Here is a 23,207-nt window from a genome sequence, read left to right on the forward strand (position 1 = left end):
GACCCCGCCAATAGAGTCGTTTGCTAACACTATTCTGCTGCTGCCCGCTGGATAAGTGACTGACGCCTGCCGTGAGTGTTGTTACACTTGTGTTTCGCTTCTCGCCACTACAGGTCGTTCACACAGCACGATGGAATCCTGGAAGATTAACCTCATCTCTGTCTGGTTCGGGTGTTTATTTACCGGGCTGGCGATCAGCCAGATTATCCCTTTTCTTCCGCTCTACGTTGAGCAACTTGGCGTCACCGATCCCAGCGCGCTGACGCTGTGGTCCGGCCTGATTTTCAGTATTACCTTCCTCGTTTCTGCCATCGTCTCACCGATGTGGGGCAGCCTTGCCGACCGTAAAGGCCGCAAGCTGATGCTGCTGCGCGCCTCGCTGGGAATGGGTATCGTCATTTTGCTGCAGGCGTTTGTCACCAGTGTCTGGCAGCTGCTGGCGCTGCGAGCGCTGATGGGGTTGACCTCCGGTTACATTCCGAATGCGATGGCGCTGGTGGCGGGGCAGGTGCCGCGCGAGCGCAGCGGCTGGGCGCTCAGCATGGTGACCACGGCACAAATCTGCGGGGTGATAATGGGGCCGCTGATGGGCGGGCTGCTGGCGGACTGGGTGGGTTTACGCGCAGTGTTCCTGATCACCTCCGCACTGCTGCTGGTGAGTTTCCTGATTACGCTGTTCCTGATTAAAGAGAACGGCCAGCCGCGGGTGAAAAAAGAGAATAAGCTGAGCGGCAGCATGGTATTTCATACCCTCAGCCGTCCCGGGCTGATGATTAGCCTGTTTTTCACCACGCTGGTGATCCAGCTGTGTAACGGTTCAGTCAGCCCAATTCTGACGCTGTTCGTGCGCGAGCTGGAGCCTAACGTGCAGAACATTGCCTTTATCAGCGGGGTTGTTGCGGCTATTCCTGGGGTTTCTGCACTGCTCTCCGCGCCAACGCTCGGCAAGCTGGGGGACCGCATTGGCGCGGAACGCATCCTGTTTGCCGCCCTGATCTTCTCGGTACTGCTGTTTGTCGCCATGTCCTGGGCGAACAGCGCGGTTGAGCTGGGGATCCTGCGCTTCCTGCTGGGCTTTGCCGATGGTGCCATGATGCCAGCGGTACAGACGCTGCTGCTGCGTTACTCCAGCGACCAGGTAACGGGGCGCATCTTTGGTTATAACCAGTCGTTTATGTACCTTGGCAACGTCGTGGGGCCGCTGATGGGGTCGGGGATCTCGGCGATTGGCGGTTTTCGCTGGGTGTTTGCGGCGACGGCGCTGGTGGTGCTGATAAACAGCGTGCAGCTGATTTGGGTCTATCGCAAATCCGCCCGGCGCAAAATCACGCCGGGCAGTTCGCCTTAGTCCGTGAGTTTAAAACTGACCTGATAGCGATACTGGCGCGCAGACAGCAGGAAGTCCGGGCTGACGCTCGGGCTCCAGGAGTCATCCCCGCCGACCCCCATATGGAAACCATCGACAATCAGCCAGCTGCCCGGCTCGTCGCGCAGCAGGTGACGGTGCGAGGTGTCGCGCAGCTGCTCCATGCTGTGACGGCCGATCGAGAAGTGAAACTCCCCGCTGAGATGCCAGTCGCCGTAGTCCAGCTGCTGCGTACCGCCGCGCAGGCCGTTTTCGCCCGGGAAAACATACGCGGTACTGAGCTGCTCTAACGGCAGCGTCCAGCGTGAGAACTCGGCGGCGAGCCTGCGGTCGGGGTAGTTCTCATGCGGGCCGAGGCCGAACCAGCTGACGCTCTCCGTCACCGTGGCCAGCTGGCAGCGTAAGCCAATGCGCGCTGGCTGCGGCTGCCCGGCGGCGATATCCACTTCAACCTCTACCTGCATCTCTCCCTGAAGGTTAATGCGGTAGCACTTGCGGCTGAGGAAACAGACTTCCCCGCCAGCCTGCCAGGCGTGCAGCGTGCGGATCTGCACGCCATCGCTCAGGGCATCGACCTGCATCTGCAGGAGCTGGCTCTCCAGCTGATAGTGCCCGGCGCGTTTCCAGCGCTCTACCCATGCATGAGGATCGATGCGCGTCACTTCGCTGATGCCGATATCGTTATCCAGCGGCGCACGCGCGAACAGATCCTGCAGCGGGAAGAGCAGCATAGGCTGGCCGCCGCGCAGCCACTGTAGTAGCTCTCCGCTCTCCTGGCTGAACTGCCAGCGCTGCTCGCCGTGCGTGACTTCCGTCAGCAGCGCATGCTGTTCAACGCGCGGCACTTCACCCGTTACCGGGAGCGGCGGGAGTGTCAGCGCGGCGGGCAGACGCCAGCCGTCCCACGCGACACGCTGTCCGGCCGGAGACCAGGCAGTGGCGGCCGGCTGGATAACCTCCACCCGCAGCCACAGTTCACCAGCCAGCGGCGGAAGCTCTGCCAGCGTCAGCGTGGTGCTGCCCTCTGCGGCCAGGTCGAGGGCCACTTCTCCTTCAGCCACCGCGGTGCCCTGATGCTCAATACGCCAGCGCAGCAGCTCGTTGTCGCTGTGACGGAACAGATATTCGCTGCGAATACCCACGCTCAGCGGGGCCGTGCTCTCCAGCGTGAACTGGAAAAACTGCTGGGCGCGCTGCGCTTCATACAGCGCCGGATGCGGCGTGCGATCGGCGAAAACCAGCCCGTTCATGCAGAACTGGCGGTCGTTAGGCGTATCGCCAAAATCGCCGCCGTAAGCCTGCCACTGCTGGCCGTCGGCATCGGTACGCGTCAGGCTCTGGTCTACCCAGTCCCAGACGAAGCCCCCTTGCAGCCGGGGATACTGACGAAACGCCTGCCAGTAGCGGTCGAAACCACCCAAGCTGTTGCCCATCGCGTGGGCGTATTCGCACAGGATCAGCGGACGCGTCTCTTCCGGCAGGCCGATCCATTTCTTGATCGACCATTTGGGGACGGCTTCAAACGGCTGATCCTGATCGACGCGCGCGTACATCGGACAGAGGATATCGGTCGCCGCCGTGTCGGCCCCGCCGCCTTCATACTGCACCGGGCGGCTGGGGTCGTGACTTTTGATCCAGCGGTAGAGCGCGTCGTGCGTGCTGCCGTGGCCCGATTCATTGCCCAGCGACCAGATGATGATGCAGGGGTGATTGCGGTCGCGCTGTACCATGCGCGTGACGCGTTCGCTGAAGGCGTTAAACCAGCTGGGATCGTCAGACAGTCGGTTCATCGGCTGCATGCCGTGCGTTTCGATATTGGCCTCATCAACCACGTAAAGGCCGTAACGATCGCACAGGCGATACCATAGCGGATGGTTGGGGTAGTGAGAGCAGCGCACCGCGTTGAAGTTATGCTGCTTCATCAGCAGGATATCCCTGACCATGGTGGCCTCATCCATCACCTGGCCATGCTGCGGATGATGTTCGTGACGGTTGGTGCCGCGGATCAGCAGCGGCTTGCCGTTGAGCTTCAGCAGCCCGCCGCTGACTTCCACCTTGCGGAAGCCCACATCGTAAGCTTCGGCTTCCAGCAGCGCACCGCTGGCATCCAGCAGGGCCACCACTGCGCGGTAAAGGTGCGGAGTTTCAGCGCTCCACAGCAGCGGCTGTTCCACCTGCAGCGACAGCCGGGTGCGATCGAGGTAGCGCCCGCGTTCATCAATCACCGCGCTGCCAAATGCCTGCTGCTGCTGCGCAATCAGCTGCTCGCCGCGCCACAGCGTCACCTGGGCCTGACAGGCGCTGGCGTCATTCAGCGAAGCGATCGCCAGCACCTGCAGCTGCGCGGATCGGTAGCCGGCGCACAGCTGCGTGTCGATCTGCACGCAGCTGAGCTGTACGGCGGGCTTATGCAGCAGGCTAACGTCACGGAAAATCCCGCTCATGCGCCACATATCCTGATCTTCAAGGTAGCTGCCGTCGCACCAGCGCAGTACCAGCACCGCAAGGCGGTTTTCCCCGGCGTGTAGCGCCCGGCTGAGGTCAAACTCTGCGGGCAGGCGGCTGTCCTGGGAATAACCGATAAACTCACCGTTGCACCACAGGTAGAAAGCAGAATTGACGCCGTCAAAGATGATGCGCGTCTGGCCACCGCTAAGCCACTCAGCAGAGCATTCAAAGGTGGTGGAGTAGCAGCCGGTCGGGTTGTCGCAGGGCACAAAAGGCGGATTGACCGCAATCGGATACTGCACATTGGTGTAGATCGGGGCGTCATAGCCAGAGAGCTGCCAGTTGGAAGGAACCTGCTGGCGGTCGGCCGACGGCAGATCGCCGAGCGTCCACTCATCCGGTACCGCCTCAGGGCAGGCAAAATAGCTAAAACACCACTCGCCATTGAGCGACTGCAGCGACGGGCTAACCTCCTCATCACGCGCCGACTCCACGCTGCGCCAGCTGGCAAAAGGCGGATGGGCGGGCAGGCGGTGAAGCTGAGTCACTGCCGGGTTTTCCCAATGGCGCTGCGAAAGCAGCTGTTGCAGAGAGAGCGGGGCGCGTTCTGTCATGAGATTAACCTCTAAAATGTTATGCGCTCACATTGAGGCCGCATGACGATTTTGTAAAGATAAAAGGCGGGGCGATGCGAGAGCGATCGCAAGATTTATCACTGAAGAAAATCCGTTAATGTTGCCACTGATGCAGGGTTGCGGCAGGAAAACCACAGCAAAACGTTAAGTGTAGAAACGCCCTGTTAATAGCGCGTGTAAGCAGAGAATTCTGCATTGTGGCGGGCCTGAGCCGCGCTTACTATCAGCGCAAAGGGTCCTTAACGTCGTATTGAGGTTTGATAATGGTGAGTATTATTAGAGCAGTGAGTATTGTGGCGCTGGTGGCGGCACTGAGTGGATGTCTGTTCCCGCCTCCGGGCGGCGGTGGCGGTGGTGGCGGCTGGGGCGGACCTGGCGGCGGCGGCGGACCTCATGGTGGTTTCAGCGGCCCGCGCGGCTAACTTTATCGGGGGCCTGTTTTGGCCCCCGTTTTTTTAGGGCCAGCAGCCGAAAAATAACGCGTCACAATGAGCGAAACGTTTCGCCTTTATTTAACAATTTTCCTCCCTTTGATCTGCGCTTAAGTCGCGAAAAAATAACGCGAATACAGGTTTTCTTTTTTCAAATCTGGTGATACCGTCTTGCTTTAACTTGCTGAGACAGTCGCATGAAAAACCTCATTGCAGAATTGCTGGTCAGACTGGCGCAAAAAGAGCAGGAATCGAAAGAACTGGTCGCTCAGGTCGAAGCGCTTGAGATTGTCGTCACTGCACTGTTACGCAAAATGGACGGCGGCCAGCTTCAGCAGATCAATGACAGCATCTCCGAAGCGATGCAGACCGCGTCCGTCACGGTCGAACCTGAGCTTTCTGAAGATATGTCACTGCTGGAAAATTACATTCAACGCCTGCTTAACCACCCCCGCCAGTAATCTTCTTTATGCACGCGGTGCTCACAGGTCTGTGGCAGCGGGCAACGGGCGAGAAATAAAGCCTTCGTCTTATTCATTTCCCTTAAAATTTACGCAAAAATCCCTCGCCGAAAACAAAACTCATGCCACACTTTATTGTATCGATATAACAATAATGGGATGGGATACGCATGAAAGTTCAATTAATGCTGGCGGCGGCTCTGCTGTCACTGACGGCGGCAGGCTATGCCAGCGCGGCCGAAAAAACCGCACAACAGCAAAAAATGACGGTGTGTAATCAGCAGGCGGGTGAAAAATCCCTGAAAGGGGATGAGCGTAAAACCTTTATGAGCGGCTGCCTGAAGAAGGACAGCAAAATGGATGGCATGACGCCGCAACAGATGAAGATGAAAACCTGTAATGCCCAGGCCGGCGAAAAAATGTTGAAGGGTGACGAGCGTAAAACCTTTATGAGCAGCTGCCTGAAAAAAAGTTAACTTATGCGGGCGATCGAACGGTCGCCCGATTTTCTCCCGCGCTTTAACTAAACTAATCCTAAACCGCAGCGGGTTAAGCACGCTTATTGCTGCTTTCGGCACGCTGAGTTAAGAAAAATCCCATTTTTGCACTAAAATATTCGGATCTTTTTTTCGACACCCTCATGAGTCAGTCAGACTGTCTTGGATCGTGTCGCGTGCAACCTAAGGATTCGTTGTATGGTGGCTTTAATCATTATCGGCATCTTTATTATTAGCGTGATTTACGCCCACTCGCGCGGAGTGGTTAAACAAAAGCTGTCGCGCCAACTATTTGACCACTCTACTTTTATGGCACCGGTAAATATGTTTATGACCGGCCTGTCCTCACTGCCTGCGAAACAGCCCTATTTCGATAACGCTGCGTTCCCCGAATTACAGAAAATTACCGATAACTGGCAGGTTATTCGCGAAGAAGCGGTGCGCCTTCAGGACCATATTAAAGCTGCGCAGTCGCATAATGATGCCGGTTTTAACACCTTTTTTAAGCGCGGCTGGAAGCGTTTTTATCTGAAATGGTATGGCGATGCTCACCCCTCGGCACGCGAGCTGTGCCCGGTGACCAGTGAGCTGCTGAGTCAGATCCCGTCGGTCAAAGCGGCCATGTTTGCCGAGCTGCCTGCCGGAAGCCATCTGGGTAAACATCGCGATCCCTATGCCGGATCGGTGCGTTACCACCTGGGGCTACAGACACCGAATGACGATCGCTGCTTTATTGATGTGGACGGTCAGGTACACAGCTGGCGCGATGGTGAAGCGGTGATCTTCGATGAAACCTATGTCCACTGGGCACAAAATGCCAGCGAGCAGACGCGTATCATCCTGTTCTGCGATATTGAACGGCCGATGAAGTGGCGCTGGGCGCAGGCGGTGAACCACTGGGTTGGCACGGCGCTGATGTCGGCGGCGGCCTCTCCCAATGATGATAACGACCGCGTGGGTGGCATTAACCGCATCTTTAAGTACGTTAACGCGGTGCGTGATGCCGGGCAGAACCTGAAAAAGCGCAACCGCGCGCTCTATTATGGGATCAAGCGCACGCTGATCGTGCTGATTTTTGCGCTGATTATCATTCCGAGCGTTCTGATGTAGGCGCATCGACATATTTGGTTAAACATTTAAAAAAGGCGGCTAACCAGTGAGTTAGCCGCTTTTTTTTATACCTTATCTTTCGAACAGTTGCCAACGAGCCCCCGCCTGCCAGGCTTAAGATATTGATACATTTTGTGTGGATATAGCAAAAGGAGAGCTGGGTGAGTTATCAAAACGTTCTGGTATTAAAAGATCTGGCAGAGAATAAACCGCTGAAAGCGCCGGTTGGCGACGCCGACATTTTGCTGATTCGCCAGGGCGATGAGGTCAAAGCGTATCAGAGCGAGTGCCCCCACTCCGGCGCCCCGCTCGAGGAGGGTGCGGTCTATCAGGGAACGCTGACCTGCCCGTGGCACAAAGCCACTTTCTCCCTGCTTGACGGTGCGCTGTGTGAACCGCTGGCGCTCAGCGATCTGAAACGCTATCCGGTGCGGGTCGAGAACGGCATGATCCAGGTGGATCCGCAACCGATGCCGCCGCTCGCCACTTTCAGCGCGGGTGACAGCAAGCCGGTCTTTGTGATTCTGGGGACGGGCGCGGCGGGCAGTGCCGCCGCCTGGACGCTGCGCCGTGAAGGGTTTGATGGGCGCCTGGTACTGGTGGACCGCGAATCAGAGGCGCCCTATGACCGCACCGCGCTGACCAAATTTGTGCCGTCCGGTAAGATGAAAATCAGCGAAGTTCCTGCGATGCTCGATGACGACTTTTTCCAGTATGCAGAAAGGTTGCAGGGTAATGTCGAACAGCTCGACAGCCGCCAGCAGCTGCTGCGCTTTGCAGATGGCAGCACGCTGCAGTATGACAAACTGCTACTGGCCAGCGGTGGTCTTCCTCAGCGCCCTGATATTCCCGGTAACGCGCTGGCAGGGGTTCACGTTCTGCGCAGCATTGAACAGTGCGCCGCGGTGATGAAGGCCGTGGAGCAGCAGCGTAAGCTGGTGATTATTGGCAACAGCTTTATCGGCATGGAGCTGGCGTCGGCACTGCGCGCCCAGGATATCGCGGTGCAGATCGTCGCCCCGCAGCCGCTGCCGTTCAAAGCCCAGTTTGGCGAGCAGCTGGCACGCTTTTTCCGCGATCTGCATCAGCAGAACGGCGTGGAGTTTATCACTGACGAAGTGGCTGAGCTGACCGCCGAGAACGGACACGTCAGCGGCGTGCGGCTGAAAAGCGGCCAGCAGATTGCCAGCAGCGTGGTGGTGCTGGCGACCGGCGTTACGCCGGGCTGCGGTTTTATCCACGATATCGCTCTGCAGGACGATGGCAGTCTGGCAACCGATGAAGCGCTTCAGGCCGCTAAAAATGTCTGGGCGGCAGGTGATATCGCCAGCTATCCGGCGGAGGAGGGCCTACAGCGCATTGAGCACTGGCGCGTGGCGCAGCAGCAGGGAAGGATTGCTGCCAAAAATATGCTGGGTGCCGGCGAGGCGTTCGACCGCGTCCCGTTCTTCTGGACGGCCCAGTTTGGCACGCGCTACGAATATCTTGGTCACGCGGAAAAATGGGATGAAGAGCGGCTGATCGGCTCGTTAAGCGATAAAACGTTCGTCATGCTTTACGGGCAGAAAGGCAAGCTGGCGGCGGTGGCCTCCTGCGGGTGCTATACCTTTACCGCCGAACTGGTGCAGCGCATGCAGCAGCCGATGACGCTGGACGCGGCGGAGCAGCTCAGCCGGGCGCATCTCTCAGCCTGAACAGCGCAGCCAGCGGGTAACCCCGCTGGCTGCGTTTTTTTACTGCTTGCTCATCTGCTCGGATTTCGCCATGCACTGCTGCATCGCTTCCATCACCGCCGAGCGGAAGCCTTTCTGCTCCAGCACTCTTACTGCTTCAATGGTGGTGCCGCCCGGTGAGCACACCATATCTTTCAGTTCGCCCGGATGCTTGCCGGTCTCCAGCACCATTTCCGCTGCGCCTTTCACCGCCTGTGCGGCAAACTGGTAAGCCTGAGCGCGCGGCATCCCGCCCAGCACGGCCGCATCGGCCATCGCCTCAATAAACATAAATACATAGGCCGGGGCAGAACCGCTGACGCCGACCACCGCGTGGATCAGGTACTCCGGCACCAGCGCCGCTTTACCAAAGCCGCTAAAAATCTCCACTACCGCATCGGCCTCTTCTTTGGTCACCAGTACATTGGGGGTGACCGAGGTCATGCCCTCGTTGACCAGCGCGGGGGTGTTCGGCATAACGCGCACGATTTTACGGTCGTGGCCAAGCACCGAGGCCAGCGAGTCCAGCGTCACGCCCGCGGCAATCGAAACCACCAGCGTCTCTTTATTCAGGCTGCCCGCAATATCTTTCATCACCGACAGGATCGCATTAGGTTTTACCGCGCCGAACAGAATATCGGCCTGCCCGGCCACTTCGGCTGCGCTCTCTGCCGGGGTGATGCCATACTGTTTCTGCATCGCCAGGTTGGTTTCGGGCTTGTGGTCAAATACCCAGATATTCTCCGCTCTGACCTGCCCGGCGGCGACCAGGCCGGCTATAATCGCCTTCGACATATTACCGCAGCCAATGAAGCCAATTTTCTTGTCCATGAGATTCTCCCTGCTAATTCTGTTTACGAAGTTGGCGTGATGCCATCCCCACACCTTAACTGGATCAGATTAAGTTTGCCATTCGGCAAAAGAATGGGAAGATCGCGCTATTCCCGACTCAATATTATAAGGAAATGGCGATGCCAATCTGGGTGGATGCCGATGCGTGCCCGAAAGTGATCAAAGAAGTGCTGTACCGTGCAGCCGAGCGTGAGCAGATGATGGTGACGCTGGTGGCGAATCAGGGGCTGAGCGTGCCGCCATCGCGCTTTGTGCGCACGCTGCGGGTTCCGGCGGGCTTTGACGTGGCCGACAACGAAATTGTGCGCCGTGCGGAAGCGGGCGATCTGGTGATCACCGCCGATATTCCGCTGGCGGCCGAAGTGATGGAGAAGGGCGCGATTGCGCTGAATCCGCGCGGTGAACGCTACAGCGAAGCCACCATTCGCGAGCGGCTGACCATGCGTGACTTTATGGATACCATGCGTGCCAGCGGGGTGCAGACCGGTGGGCCGCCGGCGCTCAACCAGCGCGATCGTCAGCAGTTTGCCAATGAACTGGATAAATGGTTACAACAGCAGCGTAAGTAGTGGCGAGACCCTCTCCCGCCGGGCGGGAGAGGGTATTAGCGGTCAGACAAAGTTGTCGTCATCAAAATCATCGCCAAACGCATCATTGCTGAAGTCGTTATCGCTGGCGTAATCCTGCTGCAGGCCGTTATCCTGGCTGAGGAAGGACTGATTATCCCCGCCGTTAAAGGTATCGAGATTATTATCAAACTGCGGGTCCGGCATCGCCGGTTCGTTAATGATATTTACAATCTCTTCCGGCTGCGAGTGGTGGAACATGCTGGTCAGCATATCCGCCATCACTACGCCGCCGGCAACGCCGACCGCCGTTTGCAGGGCGCCGCCAAGGAAACCACGCCCGGCAGCAGGGGCCGCGGGCGCCTGGGCATAGGCGGGCTGCTGCTGTGGCTGGGCGGGCGCATTTCCCCACGCTGATTGCGCAGGCTGCTGGACCGGCTGCGGCTGCGAACGGCTGCCGCCGCCAAACAGCCCGGAGAGGAAACCGCCGCTGTTCTGCTGGGGCTGCTGGGCCTGTGCCAGCTTCGCTTCCAGCTCACTCACCCGGCTGTTAAGCTGCTTCATTGCCGCTTCCTGGATCAGGATGGCCTGCGCCATGTAGTAGGGCGCGCCGGGTTGCGCTTGCACCTGCTGCTGGATCAGTTTTTCCGCCGCGGCGTCGCGCGGGCCGGACTGTGACTCTGCCTGTTTTAAGCGGGTAAACAGGCTTTCGATCAGTTGTTGTTCTTCGCTCTGCATGGGGTTCCTCCGAAAACGGGCGATAGGTTAATTCTGACTATCCGCCGGTGAAAGTAAATGCAATCGGAGTAAGGAAATGTTGCACCCCCTTACGCGGCTTATTTATTGTGTAAAGTAAATGATACAACTGTAATTTTCTTTTCAAAACATCGTGTTATTGAGGTTTTTCTCCCTGCTTGCTGTACAGAAAACGTTACTGCTGGTCCCGGTGAATAATGTCCGGTATCATGCGTCAACGTTTTTCAATGTTTGCCCCTCGGTGCGCGATGACCCGCGTCGGAATCGTTAAGGAAGTGCCTGTTATGTCATTACCCATTTATCTGATCGGCGCACGTGGCTGCGGTAAAACCACCGTGGGTCAGGCTCTTGCTCTGGCATTAGGGTACGCTTTCTGCGACACCGACCATTACCTCCAGCTCTCCAGCGGCCAGAGCGTATCGGACATTGTCAGCGCCGAAGGGTGGGAAGGATTTCGCCGTCGTGAAACCCTCGCTGTGAAATCCGTTACGCAGCCGGGGACGGTGATTGCCACCGGCGGGGGGATGGTGCTGGCCGAAGAGAATCGCCAGTTCATGCGCGAGCAGGGGCAGGTGGTCTATCTTAATGCGGATGCAGCGGTGCTGGCGGCGCGGCTGGAAGCCTACCCGGAAGCCGAACAGCGCCCGACGCTGACCGGGCGCCCGATTGCCGAAGAGATGGTCGAAGTGCTGGCGGCGCGTGATGCGCTTTATCAGCAGGCGGCGCACCATATTATCGATGCGATGCAGTCGCCAGAAGCGGTTGTCAGCCAGATCGTTAGCGCACTCTCCCTCGCTCGCGCCAGTTAACTTCGCCTTTTTCTCCCCCTCCTGCGCGATAAAGCGCTGTGCTTGTCTATACTTTGACAGTGGCCGGTTTGCTGGCCACGCCGTGAAAGGGATCTCTTTCGCGTGCTTTTTCTGACAGCCAAGAGGGGATGAGTATGCCAGGAAGACCGCCATATCCACGCGAAGCACATATTGTAGAGGTTGAAAAGGGCGCACCCGGCAAATCCGTTGTCTGGTATGAGCTGCGTTCTGACCATCCGAAACCTGACTCGCTGATCAGCGAGCATGAGAGTCATCAGGAGGCGCTGGATGCTAAAGAGCGCTATGAGGATGCTGAAAAAGAGTAATCCTCACTCCGCCCTGGCAGGGACGCCAGCGGCTGGCACACTATCACCTGGCGTTATTAATTATTTCTTTACCCGCACTTCCGCTAATTTTTCTCAATATCCATCGCAGCATATTTCGCTGGTCACGCCCGGGATCCCGCCATATATTTTTATTTTTTAATCTGCATCAGGGATAATAAATTCTCATCGCCCCGCGGCACCTGATTATCCTTTTTCCTCCCCTTAAAGCCGAATGAAATTAATCCTTGACCGCCAGGCGTGCGCGCCGTAGGTTAATTTTATCAGAAACAGGAACAACAGTTCCTAATAGTGGAACTACCCGATGAGCACGCTTGAAAATGCTTCCGCCGTACTCAAACTGTTTAACCGCAGCGGCCTGACTCAGGGCCAGCCAGGGTTGACCTTTACTGATGTGGTTGAGGCATTAGGGTTGCCAAAAAGTACCGTTTCGCGCCTGTTGTCGACGATGGAAAACGAAGGGCTGCTGGAGCGCGATGCGGAAACCCGCTGTTTCCATGTCGGGCGCATGCTGCTGTCGCTGGCCAGCCATTATCTCTCGACGCCGCTGGTCGATGGTGCCTCATCCATGATGGCGCGGCTGGCCGCAGAGTCCAGCTGTACCGGCTATATCTCGGTGCTGGAAGGGCGCGAGATTATGGTGATGCGTATGTTCCAGGGGCGGATGTTTATTCAGGTAGTGACCCCGCCGGGCAGCCGGTTACCGGCTGCAGAAACCTCGGTCGGCCGCGCCATTCTGGCACGCTATAGCGATGAGTTCGTGCGCAAGCTCTATGCCGGAGCCTGGCAGGTGAGTTCCCCTAATTCGCCGCAAACGCTGGAGCAGCTGCTGGCCGAACTGGCGCGCATTCGTGAACAGGGTTATGCGCTGGCACGCAATGAGACCCTGCAGGGCATCAGCTCGCTTGCCACCACGATTACTAACAAACATCGGGGGGAAACTGTGGCGCTGTGCCTGTCGTTCCCTTCACAAAATCAGGAGCCGCCATACTCCTCCGCCACGCTGGATGCGCTGCAGATGGTCACGCGTCAGCTGGCAGGGAAATATGGCGATCTCGCCAATACGATGGCTATTTCCGCCACCGTGTAATCATCACCTGATATCCCCTTATGGATATCAAGTACGCCTCACCAGGGCATTAGCAGTACCGTCAATAATACAACATTCTAATAAGGTCCTCAGAGACCAGTGATAATAAGCAAAATATCCCCCCGCAGTATCGGGGGACTATTTTGCCACGGGCAAAAAACATCATTCCATCACCATCGGACAGGGTCTTTACCGGGGAAAATATGCGGCAGGATAATCCTTTAAAGGATGCTGGCACCATTGTGGTGCTGCTTCTACTTTCAGTGCTCGGCGCCATTATTGGCGTGCAGCTGTTAACCACGCTGGGCGTGACGCCTAACACCTCTATTATCGGCGCCCTGCTGGCGATGCTGCTGGCACGTATTCCACTCAAAGCCTTCCAGCGCTATCGATCGATTCATACCCAAAACCTTGCGCAGACGGCGATCTCTTCTGCCACCTTCGGCGCCGCGAATAGCCTGCTGATGCCGATTGCCGTGCCGTGGGTTATGGGGCAGCCACAGCTTATCCTGCCGATGTTTGTCGGCGTGAGTGCGGCGATGCTGCTGGATGCTTACCTGCTGTATCGCCTGTTTGATACCCGCGTTTTCCCGGCCAGCAATGCATGGCCACCGGGCGTGGCGGCGGCGGAAGCGATTAAAGCGGGCGATAAAGGCGGCAGCCATGCCTGGCTGCTGCTGGTCGGCGTGCTCGGCGGCATCGTCGGCTCAGTGCTGAAAATCCCGATGGCGGCCTTTGGTACCGCGTTTATCGGCAATATCTGGGCGCTGAGCATGTTTGGCATCGGCTTACTGTTACGCGCCTACGCCCAGCCGATTGCCGGGATTGATATCAACGCTAACTATATTCCGCACGGCGTGATGGTCGGCGCCGGGCTGGTGGCGCTGATTCAGGTGGTACAGGTGATCCGCAGCAAAAAGAGCGACACCACGGTTTACTCCAGCCCGGATACAGAGGTGCGCAAAGCGCTGGGACTGGGAACGGTGGGCTACCTGGCGATTGCTGCCCTGCTGGCGCTGAGCGCCGGGCTGTGGGCGCAGATGTCACTGCCGATGCTGCTCGCCTTCATCATCTATGCCGCCTTTGCGGCCTTTGTTCACGAGCTGCTGGTGGGCATTGCGGCGATGCACTCCGGCTGGTTCCCGGCTTTTGCCGTGGCCCTGATCACCCTGATCATCGGTATCCTGATCGGCTTCCCGCCGCTGGCGCTCTGCGTGCTTACCGGCTTCACCGCCGCCACCGGACCGGCGTTTGCTGATATGGGTTATGACCTGAAAGCCGGCTTTGTGCTGCGCGGGCAGGGTCGCGATCTGCAGCAGGAGCTGTGGGGCCGGCGCATACAGCTGTTTGCCGCGCTGATCGCCTTTGTCGTCTCGATCCCCGTGGTGTGGTTCGCCCATGCCAGCTTCTTTAGTCAGGATCTGATCCCGCCGGTGGCGCGGGTGTATGCCAAAACCATTCAGGCCGGAGCGGAACCGGGTATCGCGCATAACTTACTGATCTGGGCGATCCCTGGCGCAGTGATCCAGCTGATCGGCGGGCCGAAGCGTCAGCTCGGCGTTCTGCTGGCGACCGGCCTGCTGATCTTCAACGCAATGGCCGGCTGGGCTGTGGTCACGGGTATCGTGCTGCGCCTGATCATTACCCGTATCTGGGGCGATCGCGGGCGTACGCCGATGGAAGTGATGGCCGCCGGATTTATTGCCGGTGATGCGCTTTACAGCTTTTTTAACTCCCTTTTCAGCAGCGGCACCAAACGATAATTAAGGTAACGACATGAGTTTGCAGCAGACTTTGCAGGTTTTTGAGCTACTGGATAGCGCCAGCGTCAGCGGGCAGGATGTCGCGGATCTGTTCAGCGGCTACCCGGGCGTTTGCGCCAGCGTTAAGCGCGTCAGCGGCCCGAAAGGGCAGACCGATTTCGTGCGCATCACCCTGACCGGCAGCGCAGGGAAGAGCCGGGGGGGGACTGCTCCCACGCTGGGGATTATCGGCCGTCTGGGCGGCATTGGCGCACGGCCAACGCGTATCGGCATGGTGTCGGACGCCGATGGTGCGGTCGCTGCCGTCAGCAGTGCGCTGAAGCTGGCCGAGATGCAGCGTAAAGGCGATTTTCTGGCGGGTGACGTCATCATCACCACCCATATCTGCCCGAATGCGCCAACCCGCCCGCACGAGCCGGTCGACTTTATGGACTCGCCGATCGACGACGTCACCATGAACGATAATGAAGTGGTGCCCGGCACAGATGCTATTCTTTCCATAGATACCACCAAGGGCAACCGCATCCTCAACCACAAAGGGTATGCGCTGTCGCCGACGGTTAAGCAGGGTTATATCCTGCGCGTATCGGAAGACTTACTGCGCATTATGGAGATGACCAGCGGCCGTCCGGCAGTGACTTTCCCGATCACCACGCAGGATATTACGCCGTACGGCAACGGTGTGTATCACCTCAACAGCATCCTCCAGCCAGCAACGGCAACCGATGTGCCGGTGGTGGGGGTGGCAATCTGTAGCGAGTCGGTGGTTCCCGGTTGTGGTACCGGCGCCAGCCATGAAGTCGATATCGCGCTGGCCGTGAAGTTCGCGGTGGAAGTGGCAAAAGAGTTCGGACGGGGCAGCTGCGCGTTTTACGACGCCGAAGAGTATGCGCGCCTGCTGGCGCTGTACGGCAGCCTGAGCCATCTTAGCTCGCGGAATTAAGCTTATGAATCCCTCTCTGGTGACGTTGACGATTGGGCAGTCCCCGCGCACGGATATTATGCCGCTGCTGCTGGAGTACCTGCCCGAAGAACAGATTGCCCACTCCGGGCTGCTGGATGGCCTCACGCCCGGGCAAATTGCTGAGCAGTACGCGCCGTCAGAACGGCGAGAAGGTGCTGGTCTCCAGGCTGACCGACGGCAGCCAGGTGACGCTGGCGGCGAGTAAAGTGGAGCGCGGTTTGCAAAAACGCATCCTGCAGCTGGAAGATGAGGGGTTTAGCACTATCCTGCTGTTATGCACCGGTGAGTTCGGCAAACTGTACGCCAGTGAGGCGATACTGCTGGAGCCGGACCGTATTATCCCGCCGCTGATCGAGGCGATTGTCGATGGTCATCAGGTGGGGATTGTGGTGCCGGTGGCCGAACAGATTCAGGAGCAGGCCAACAAGTGGAAAAACCTGACGCAGCCACCCTGTTTCGCCGTTGCCAGCCCGTATCTGGCCAGCGATGAGACGCTGATTGATGCTGCGCTGTCGCTGCAGGAGCAAGGGGCAGATGTGGTGGTGCTGGACTGTATCGGTTATCACCAGCGTCACCGTGATTTCCTGCAAAAACTGTTGGGTATTCCGGTACTACTTTCGAACGTGCTGGTCGCCAAACTGGCGGCAGAATTACTGGTCTGAGTCACGATTGCAGCGGCTGATGCGCAATAGTGCGTGACAGCCGCTCAATTATGCCACTACACTGCCAGCTTACCTTTGTCTCTGATTTTAAGGAATTTATATGCTCAATGTTAGTGAGTATTTTGACGGTAAAGTGAAGTCAATTGGCTTCGAGAGCGCCACGACCGGCCGCGCCAGCGTTGGCGTGATGGCGGAAGGTGAATACACCTTTGGTACCGCTCAGGCGGAAGAGATGACGGTGGTCAGCGGCTCGCTGAAAGTGCTGCTGCCGGGTGAAGCCGAGTGGAAAAGATATGCGCCGGGTGAGGTATTTAACGTGCCGGGCCACAGTGAATTCCATCTGCAGGTGGCTGAGCCGTTTGCCTATCTGTGTCGTTATCTGAAAGATTGATAATGTAGCGGGTCGGGCATGCCCGGCCCCTGCGCGTACTGGCGACGCATGCGTCGCCAGCAAGGTCAATTAACGTTCGGCTTCCCCGCCCAGCGCTTCCACCGTATTGCTGATTAGCGCGGCCAGTTCGCCGGTCATCAGAATAAAGTCAGCATCAAAACGCCCGGTCACGTCTTCGCGGTCAATGTCGTCATTCTGCTCGCGCAGAATATCGGCGAACTTCAGGCGTTTGATAGAACCGTCATCGGAGAGCACCATCTGGATGCGCTCCTGCCAGTCCAGTGCCAGCTTGGTGACCAGCTTGCCCGCTTCGATATGGTTGGCGATCTCATCGCACACCAGGTCCTGCTTCTTACAGCGGATCACGCCGCCATCTTCCAGAATCGCTTTCAGCTCGGCTTCATCCATCAGCGCGAAACCGGCAGGCAGCTCGCCAGAGCGCACCCACTCGGTCATGGTCAGCTCAATCGGGCTTTCCAGCGTCAGCGGCACCACCGGCAGTGACCCCAGGCTCTTACGCAGCAGCGCCAGCGTATCCTCGGCTTTTTTCGCGCTGGCACAGTCAACCATAATCAGGTTGTTCACGGTGTCGATCCAGACATACGTCTGGCTGAAGCGGCTGAAGGCACGCGGCAGCAGGCTGTGCAGCACTTCATCCTTCAGTGAGTCTTTCTCGGTTTTTTTCAGCTTGCGCGACTGCTCGGCTTCCAGCTTGCTGATTTTCGCTTCCAGCGCCTGTTTGATCACCGGCGAAGGCAGCATTTTCTCTTCTTTGCGCGCGCAGATCAGGATCTGGCCGTTAGTGACGTGGGTCAGATCTTCGCTGCGCGGACCGATCGGCGAGACCCAGCCAGTTTTCGACATATCCTGGCTGCCGCACGGGGTGAAAGAGAAAGCATCGAGCTGTTTTTCCATCTCGTCTGCTACCAGCGGAATGTCGCGACTAAGACGATAGACCATCAAATTTTTAAACCACAGCATGCTGCATTCCCTCTCTGTGCGCGCAAGAAGGCGCGCGAGTTCAAAGTCAGGGCGCATGATAGCGAATCGGCGGCGGGGTTTCATTGCCTTTCCGCCTGCCGCCTTCTAAGGTAGTGATCTCACCGTCAAATAATGAGGAATAACAAGTGCGTATTGGTATTGATTTAGGTGGCACCAAAACAGAAGTGATTGCCTTATCTGACCACGGCGAAGAACTGTTCCGCTACCGCGTCCCCACGCCGCGTGACGACTATGACAAGACCGTGGAGAACATCATCGGGCTGGTAAAGCGGGCAGAGCAGGAGACCGGGCAGCAGGGCAGCGTTGGGCTGGGCATTCCCGGCACGCTGTCGCCGTTTACGCGGCGGGTAAAAAACGCCAACTCCACCTGGCTGAACGGTCAGCCGCTGGATAAAGACCTGCAGCAGCGGCTGGGGCGCGAAGTGCGCATTGCCAATGATGCCAACTGCCTGGCGGTGTCGGAAGCGGTCGACGGTGCCGCTGCCGGTAAGCAGACGGTGTTTGCGGTAATAATCGGCACCGGCTGCGGCGCAGGCGTGGCGCTGAACGGCCAGGCGCACAGCGGCGGAAACGGCAACGCCGGCGAGTGGGGGCACAACCCGCTGCCGTGGATGGATGAAGACGAGCTGCGCTACCGCGAAGAGGTGCCGTGCTACTGCGGTAAGCAGGGCTGCATCGAAACCTTTATCTCCGGCACCGGCTTTGCCACGGATTACCAGCGGCTGAGCGGCATCGATCTCAAAGGCGCGGAGATTATCAAGCGGCTGGAGCAGCAGGACCCGGTGGCCGAGCTGGCGATGAGCCGCTACGAGATGCGGCTGGCGAAGTCGCTGGCGCACGTGGTGAACATCCTCGACCCGGATATGATCGTGCTGGGCGGTGGGATGAGCAACGTTGAGCGCCTGTATCAGACGGTGCCGCAGCTGGTGAAAAACTGGGTGTTCGGCGGCGAGTTTGCCACCCCGATCCGCCGCGCCGTCCACGGTGATTCCAGCGGCGTGCGCGGGGCGGCGTGGCTGTGGCCGTTGTGATCTGACGGGGCCCCCTACAGCAATGTAGGGGCGGACCCTCTTTTCCGGTCCGCCCGTAAGGCCGGTTAACATCGCCGAAACCGTTATTCGCCCTGCAGCATCACGTCGTGCGGGGCATTATCGCGGTGGCTTTTGGTCATCAGGAACCACAGATAGCCGATCGCCATCAGGCCGACAAAAACAGCGCCAATCAGCGCGTTAAACCACAGCATCGCGATCAGGCACACCACCGCCAGAACCAGCGCAATCATCGGCACCACCGGGTAACCCGGTGCGCGGAAGGTGCGCTCCAGCTCTGGCGCCGTGCGGCGCAGGCGGAACAGGCTCAGCATGCTCATGATGTACATCACGATGGCACCAAACACCGCCATGGTGATCATCGCCGCCGTCAGCGACATGCCCTGCAGGTTAATCCAGCCGTCGCTGAAGATGGCGACAATGCCGATCGCTCCACCGGCAATAATTGCGCGGTGCGGAGTTTGAAAGCGTGACAGCTTCGCCAGACCGCTTGGCAGATATCCGGCGCGCGACAGCGCAAAGAACTGGCGCGAGTAGCCAAGAATGATGCCGTGGAAGCTGGCAATCAGGCCGAACAGGCCAATCCACACCAGCATATGCATCCAGTTGGAATTATTGCCGACGATCATTTTCATCGCCTGCGGCAGCGGGTCATTGATGTTAGACAGCGTGCGCCAGTCGCCTGCACCGCCCGCCATCAGCATCACGCCGATCGCCAGCACCACCAGCGTCAGGATCCCGCCCACATAGGCACGTGGGATGGTGCGCTTCGGATCTTTCGCCTCTTCGGCGGCCATGGCAGCCCCCTCAATCGCGAGGAAGAACCAGATAGCAAACGGGATCGCCGCGAAGATCCCCGACAGCGCAGGCATGCCGAAGTGCTCGCCGCCCGCCCAGCCGTTGGCGGCGAAGTTGGCAATGCTGAAGCCCGGCGCCACCACGCCCATAAATACCAGCAGCTCAAGCACCGCCAGCACGGTCACCACCAGTTCAAACATCGCTGCCAGCTTTACGCCAAGAATATTCAGCGTCATAAAGACGATATAGGCGCCGACCGCCGCATATTTCGGGTTCAGCTCCGGGTACTGCACGTTGAGATAGGCACCGATCGCCATGGCGATAGCCGGGGGCGCGAAGACAAACTCAATCAGCGTTGCCATCCCGGCAATCAGGCCACCGGTTTCGCCAAAGGCGCGGCGGCTGTAGGCGAAAGGGCCGCCGGCATGGGGAATAGCGGTGGTGAGTTCGGTAAAGCTGAAAATAAAGCAGGTGTACATCAGGGCGATCATCAGCGTGGTCAGCAGGAAGCCCAGCGTACCCGCTACGCCCCAGCCGTAGCTCCAGCCAAAATATTCCCCGGAAATCACCAGACCTACCGCAATCCCCCACAAATGGATGGTGCCCAGCGTGGGTTTGAGTGTGCTCGTCATACCGTTATCCCCGTCATTATTGTGTTAGTGGGTCGATAATGCAGCTCCCCGAGGGGGGAAACTTGACGCGGGCGTGATGATTTCTGCGCGCTGCGGTCAACTACGCTGCAAAAAAAGCGCCAGATGTACGCTACGGTCAAAACAGGGTCGTCTGCGGTCAAGCCGAAAAGGGCGGGCGATCGGATGCTGGTTATCACAGAGACATCGTTCAACCTCGATTGCGGAGCCAGATAATGACTGCCAAACAAAATGACACCCTGAACAATGACGCGCTGCAGCGCCTGGCCGAACGCACGCTGGCCCGCTATCCCGCCGCTCTGCAGGGCAAGCTGAGCCTGCTGTGCCGCTCGGAAAACGCCACTTTCCTGCTGGAAGCGGGCGGTAAACGCTATGCGCTGCGCCTGCACCGTCCCGACTATCACCAATACGCCGATATCGTCAGCGAGCTGCAGTGGCTGGACGCGCTGCGCGAAACCGGCATCGAGGTGCCGCAGGCGGTGGCGGATAGCGCAGGGGAAACGGTGCAAACGCTGGTGCTGGAAGAGGGAACGGTGCGCCACGCGGTACTGTTCCACTGGATTGAGGGCGAGATGCCGGGCACCGATGTCGACCCGCGCGCCTTTCGCCAGCTCGGCAATATCACCGCGCGCCTGCATCAGCACAGCCGCCGCTGGCAACAGCCGGCCGGGTTCCAGCGCATTATCTGGGATCATCACACCATGGTCAGTGCGCAAAGCCACTGGGGCGACTGGCGCGATGCCCCCAATCTGCGCATCGGCGACCGGGCGATCGTTGAGCAGGCGATCGCCAGAGTGGGATCCGAGCTGGCGGAGTTTGGCAAAGCGCCGCACAACTACGGCCTGATCCACGCCGATCTGCGCCTGACCAACCTGCTGCTGCACAAGGGCGAAACCCGGGTGATCGACTTTGACGATTGCGGCTTCGGCTGGTATCTGCACGACCTGGCGGCTGCAATCAGCTTTGTTGAGCACCATCCGCGCGCCGCAGAGTGGGTCGACAACTGGATCACCGGCTATGAGCAGGTGGCGCATATCAGCGATGCGGAGATGGATCGGGTGCCGACGCTGCTGATCCAGCGCCGCATTCAGCTGCTGGCCTGGGCGGGATCGCACGCGGAAACGGAGATGGCGCACAGCCTCGGCCCGCAGTGGGCGGATCATTCAGTGCGCCTGTGTCGCCGTTATCTGGAAACGTCGCAGCTGCCGGTCGGCGCATAAACCCGCCACGTTGCACCGTGGACGGGCACTTTGTGCTGCCACGGTGCTCTTTTCGCACGGATAGCCATACGCAAGCACGCGAATTGTCTGATGTTGCGGTTGGTACGCAATTTGCTCTGTATACGGGGAGAGGGGAGTACCCCAGGCAGCAGGAGACAATCACATGTTACATACTCAACTGGCACGCCCTGAAATCAGCCACGTCTTGCACAGCGGCAATGTCGCCAACCGCGGCGTGCTCGCCGCCGCCGCCAGCGGCCTGAGCGACTTTATCAGCCACAGCGGCGGCGATGTCGATCGTATCTTTGGCGTCAGCGGTATCGACCCGGAGCTGCTGGCGCAGCCCACCCTCAGCCTTGGCTTAATCAACTACTGCCGGGTGATGGAAGAGGCGGCGCGCAGTTCAGGCTGTGATAACTTCGGTTTACACTACGGCAGGCAGTTTAAACCACAGTCATTAGGTCTGATTGGCTACATTGGCCTGTGCAGCGCCACGCTGGAGCAGGCGCTGCAAAACGTCGCGCATGCTTTTCCCTGGCACCAGCACGATACGCTGACCCGGCTGGTGGACAAGGGGGACTGCTGGCGGCTGGATTATCAGGTGCGCCACGGCGCCATTCTCTGCCGCCGTCAGGATGCCGAGCTGACGTTGGGGATGTTTATGAACCTGATCCGCCACGTGGCCGGTAAACACTGGGCGCCGCGTGAGGTTCACTTTGAACATCCGCGCCCGGCGCAGTGGCACGAACACTGCAAAGCCTTTGATGCCCCGGTCTATTTCGACCAGCCGTTTAACTCCTTGCTGATACCGAAACGCGATCTCGCCCGCGCGATGCCCGACAGCGATCCGCTGCTGCTTGGCGTAATGCAGGATGCGATCCGCCGCCTGAACAGCGCCACGCCGCAGCAGAATATTGTCGACCAGGCGCGTGCGCAGGTGCACCGGGTGATGCTGCAGGGCGAGCCGGTGCTGGAAGAGGTCGCGGATAAGATGGGGCTGTCGAGCTGGTCACTGCAGCGCCGCCTGCGCGAAGAGGGGCTGAGCTTTACCGCGCTGGTGGATGCCGTGCGCTGTGAGATGGCGAAACACTATCTACAGCAGCGCCAGCTGCCGATTTCCGAGATGGCGCTGCTGCTGGGCTACTCCGAAGTCAGCGCCTTTTCGCGCGCCTTTCGCCGCTGGTTCGGCATCAGCCCGCGCCAGTGGCGACAGGACGAGCTGGCGGGCTAAGGGCGAAAATCAATCGCCACGCCGTCAGCCAGTTCAGGCGGCGGCGCGGGCAGATCGGGCGCGCTGGCCACCAGGCTCCACGTTTTCAGGCAGAGCAACTCATCACCTTCGGTGCGCAGCACCTGGTAGCGCTGGTTCGCACCGTACTTTAGCGTCACGCGGCAAACCTTACCCTGATAGCGGTGGGCATCGGTGAAATGGCGCTGTATGCCTTGCTGCATCGCGGCGAGATAGCGATCGTTTTTGCGCGCAGTGGCGTGACATCCGCTTAATATAACGCCGACGATTAGCAGGCCCAGAGTCAAATAAGGTTTATACATTGCGCTTTGCCCCAGAATTAAAGCGATAAATAATGTCGCATTGTACCGGACCCGCGCAGACAGCAAACAAAAATCATTCT

22 protein-coding genes and 1 pseudogene are annotated in these 23,207 nt (G+C 58.7%); 17 read left to right on the top strand and 6 right to left on the bottom strand.

The features are described 5' to 3' along the window. Positions 1–130: 130 nt before the first annotated feature. Complete coding sequence (locus ACLI4M_RS14825; protein ID WP_048917008.1) at positions 131–1,348, top strand: multidrug efflux MFS transporter; 1,218 nt, start codon at positions 131–133, stop codon at positions 1,346–1,348. Here ACLI4M_RS14825 and ACLI4M_RS14830 read toward each other — a convergent pair. Next, entirely contained in the window at positions 1,345–4,428 is a 3,084-nt protein-coding gene (locus tag ACLI4M_RS14830; RefSeq protein WP_133624329.1) for a beta-galactosidase, read from the bottom strand. The genes ACLI4M_RS14825 and ACLI4M_RS14830 overlap by 4 nt on opposite strands. A gap of 284 nt (positions 4,429–4,712) precedes the next feature. Between ACLI4M_RS14830 and ACLI4M_RS14835 the strand changes: the two genes are divergently transcribed. The 5 genes from ACLI4M_RS14835 to ACLI4M_RS14855 all read left to right on the top strand — a co-directional run bounded on the left by ACLI4M_RS14835 (position 4,713) and on the right by ACLI4M_RS14855 (position 8,642). Continuing rightward, positions 4,713–4,871 carry a hypothetical protein gene (locus tag ACLI4M_RS14835; RefSeq protein WP_166643193.1) on the top strand — a complete coding sequence of 53 codons (159 nt, stop codon included), beginning with the start codon at positions 4,713–4,715 and terminating at the stop codon, positions 4,869–4,871. 206 nt (positions 4,872–5,077) lie between these two features. Beyond that, positions 5,078–5,341 carry an anti-adapter protein IraP gene (iraP, locus tag ACLI4M_RS14840; protein WP_099753604.1) on the top strand — a complete coding sequence of 88 codons (264 nt, stop codon included), beginning with the start codon at positions 5,078–5,080 and terminating at the stop codon, positions 5,339–5,341. Positions 5,342–5,511: 170 nt separating this feature from the next. Then, positions 5,512–5,817: a PsiF family protein gene (locus ACLI4M_RS14845; protein ID WP_133624328.1), complete on the top strand. Its 306-nt coding sequence runs from the start codon at positions 5,512–5,514 to the stop codon at positions 5,815–5,817. 219 nt (positions 5,818–6,036) lie between these two features. After that, positions 6,037–6,948, top strand: a complete 912-nt coding sequence (gene lpxO / locus ACLI4M_RS14850) for a lipid A hydroxylase LpxO (RefSeq protein ID WP_048917005.1) — start codon at positions 6,037–6,039, stop codon at positions 6,946–6,948. Between the two features lie 161 nt (positions 6,949–7,109). Further along, positions 7,110–8,642, top strand: a complete 1,533-nt coding sequence (locus ACLI4M_RS14855; protein ID WP_133624327.1) for an FAD-dependent oxidoreductase — start codon at positions 7,110–7,112, stop codon at positions 8,640–8,642. A 39-nt stretch (positions 8,643–8,681) separates the two neighbouring features. Here the strand turns inward: ACLI4M_RS14855 and proC are convergent, their stop codons facing one another. Continuing rightward, positions 8,682–9,491, bottom strand: a complete 810-nt coding sequence (proC, locus tag ACLI4M_RS14860; protein ID WP_048917003.1) for a pyrroline-5-carboxylate reductase — start codon at positions 9,489–9,491, stop codon at positions 8,682–8,684. Between the two features lie 140 nt (positions 9,492–9,631). Between proC and ACLI4M_RS14865 the strand changes: the two genes are divergently transcribed. Then, positions 9,632–10,081 carry a YaiI/YqxD family protein gene (locus ACLI4M_RS14865; protein WP_048917002.1) on the top strand — a complete coding sequence of 150 codons (450 nt, stop codon included), beginning with the start codon at positions 9,632–9,634 and terminating at the stop codon, positions 10,079–10,081. A gap of 42 nt (positions 10,082–10,123) precedes the next feature. Here ACLI4M_RS14865 and ACLI4M_RS14870 read toward each other — a convergent pair whose 3' ends face one another. Beyond that, on the bottom strand, positions 10,124–10,816 hold the full coding sequence (locus ACLI4M_RS14870; RefSeq protein WP_133624326.1) for a DUF2076 domain-containing protein: 693 nt from the start codon (positions 10,814–10,816) through the stop codon (positions 10,124–10,126). Positions 10,817–11,118: 302 nt separating this feature from the next. Here ACLI4M_RS14870 and aroL point away from each other — a divergent pair, with 302 nt between their 5' ends. From aroL to ppnP, 7 genes and pseudogenes are all read left to right on the top strand, one after another. After that, positions 11,119–11,643: a shikimate kinase AroL gene (gene aroL / locus ACLI4M_RS14875; RefSeq protein ID WP_133624325.1), complete on the top strand. Its 525-nt coding sequence runs from the start codon at positions 11,119–11,121 to the stop codon at positions 11,641–11,643. A 134-nt stretch (positions 11,644–11,777) separates the two neighbouring features. Then, positions 11,778–11,969, top strand: coding sequence for a YaiA family protein (locus ACLI4M_RS14880; protein WP_048916999.1), 192 nt, complete (start codon positions 11,778–11,780; stop codon positions 11,967–11,969). 322 nt (positions 11,970–12,291) lie between these two features. Continuing rightward, positions 12,292–13,077, top strand: coding sequence for an IclR family transcriptional regulator (locus ACLI4M_RS14885; protein ID WP_133624324.1), 786 nt, complete (start codon positions 12,292–12,294; stop codon positions 13,075–13,077). A gap of 203 nt (positions 13,078–13,280) precedes the next feature. After that, a complete protein-coding gene (locus ACLI4M_RS14890) occupies positions 13,281–14,840 on the top strand; it encodes an OPT/YSL family transporter (protein ID WP_133624323.1) in 1,560 nt (519 codons plus the stop codon). A gap of 13 nt (positions 14,841–14,853) precedes the next feature. Beyond that, positions 14,854–15,783: a DUF1177 family protein gene (locus ACLI4M_RS14895; protein WP_133624322.1), complete on the top strand. Its 930-nt coding sequence runs from the start codon at positions 14,854–14,856 to the stop codon at positions 15,781–15,783. 4 nt (positions 15,784–15,787) lie between these two features. Beyond that, positions 15,788–16,466, top strand: a pseudogene (locus tag ACLI4M_RS14900) (AroM family protein). Between the two features lie 100 nt (positions 16,467–16,566). After that, positions 16,567–16,857 (top strand): pyrimidine/purine nucleoside phosphorylase, encoded by a 291-nt coding sequence (gene ppnP, locus ACLI4M_RS14905; protein WP_413449727.1) that lies wholly within the window; start codon positions 16,567–16,569, stop codon positions 16,855–16,857. 69 nt (positions 16,858–16,926) lie between these two features. On the opposite strand, the gene rdgC is transcribed toward ppnP, so the two are convergent. Continuing rightward, a complete protein-coding gene (gene rdgC / locus ACLI4M_RS14910) occupies positions 16,927–17,838 on the bottom strand; it encodes a recombination-associated protein RdgC (protein WP_099753599.1) in 912 nt (303 codons plus the stop codon). A 146-nt stretch (positions 17,839–17,984) separates the two neighbouring features. On the opposite strand from rdgC, the gene mak reads away from it, so the two are divergent. Then, entirely contained in the window at positions 17,985–18,890 is a 906-nt protein-coding gene (mak, locus tag ACLI4M_RS14915; RefSeq protein ID WP_048916992.1) for a fructokinase, read from the top strand. An 83-nt stretch (positions 18,891–18,973) separates the two neighbouring features. On the opposite strand, the gene eat is transcribed toward mak, so the two are convergent. Continuing rightward, entirely contained in the window at positions 18,974–20,338 is a 1,365-nt protein-coding gene (gene eat, locus ACLI4M_RS14920; protein WP_133624321.1) for an ethanolamine permease, read from the bottom strand. A 233-nt stretch (positions 20,339–20,571) separates the two neighbouring features. Here eat and ACLI4M_RS14925 point away from each other — a divergent pair, with 233 nt between their 5' ends. Beyond that, on the top strand, positions 20,572–21,576 hold the full coding sequence (locus ACLI4M_RS14925) for a phosphotransferase enzyme family protein (RefSeq protein ID WP_048916990.1): 1,005 nt from the start codon (positions 20,572–20,574) through the stop codon (positions 21,574–21,576). Positions 21,577–21,739: 163 nt separating this feature from the next. After that, positions 21,740–22,807: an AraC-like transcriptional regulator QhpR gene (gene qhpR / locus ACLI4M_RS14930; protein WP_133624320.1), complete on the top strand. Its 1,068-nt coding sequence runs from the start codon at positions 21,740–21,742 to the stop codon at positions 22,805–22,807. On the opposite strand, the gene ACLI4M_RS14935 is transcribed toward qhpR, so the two are convergent. Then, the gene (locus tag ACLI4M_RS14935; RefSeq protein ID WP_133624319.1) at positions 22,804–23,127 is read right to left on the bottom strand and encodes a cell envelope integrity TolA C-terminal domain-containing protein; all 324 of its coding nucleotides are present in this window, start codon (positions 23,125–23,127) and stop codon (positions 22,804–22,806) included. The two genes, qhpR and ACLI4M_RS14935, sit on opposite strands and share 4 nt — an antisense overlap. Positions 23,128–23,207 lie beyond the last annotated feature (80 nt).

It is taken from the genome of Erwinia sp. LJJL01 (genome assembly GCF_047300805.2).
GTDB classification, from domain to species: domain Bacteria; phylum Pseudomonadota; class Gammaproteobacteria; order Enterobacterales; family Enterobacteriaceae; genus Erwinia; species Erwinia aphidicola.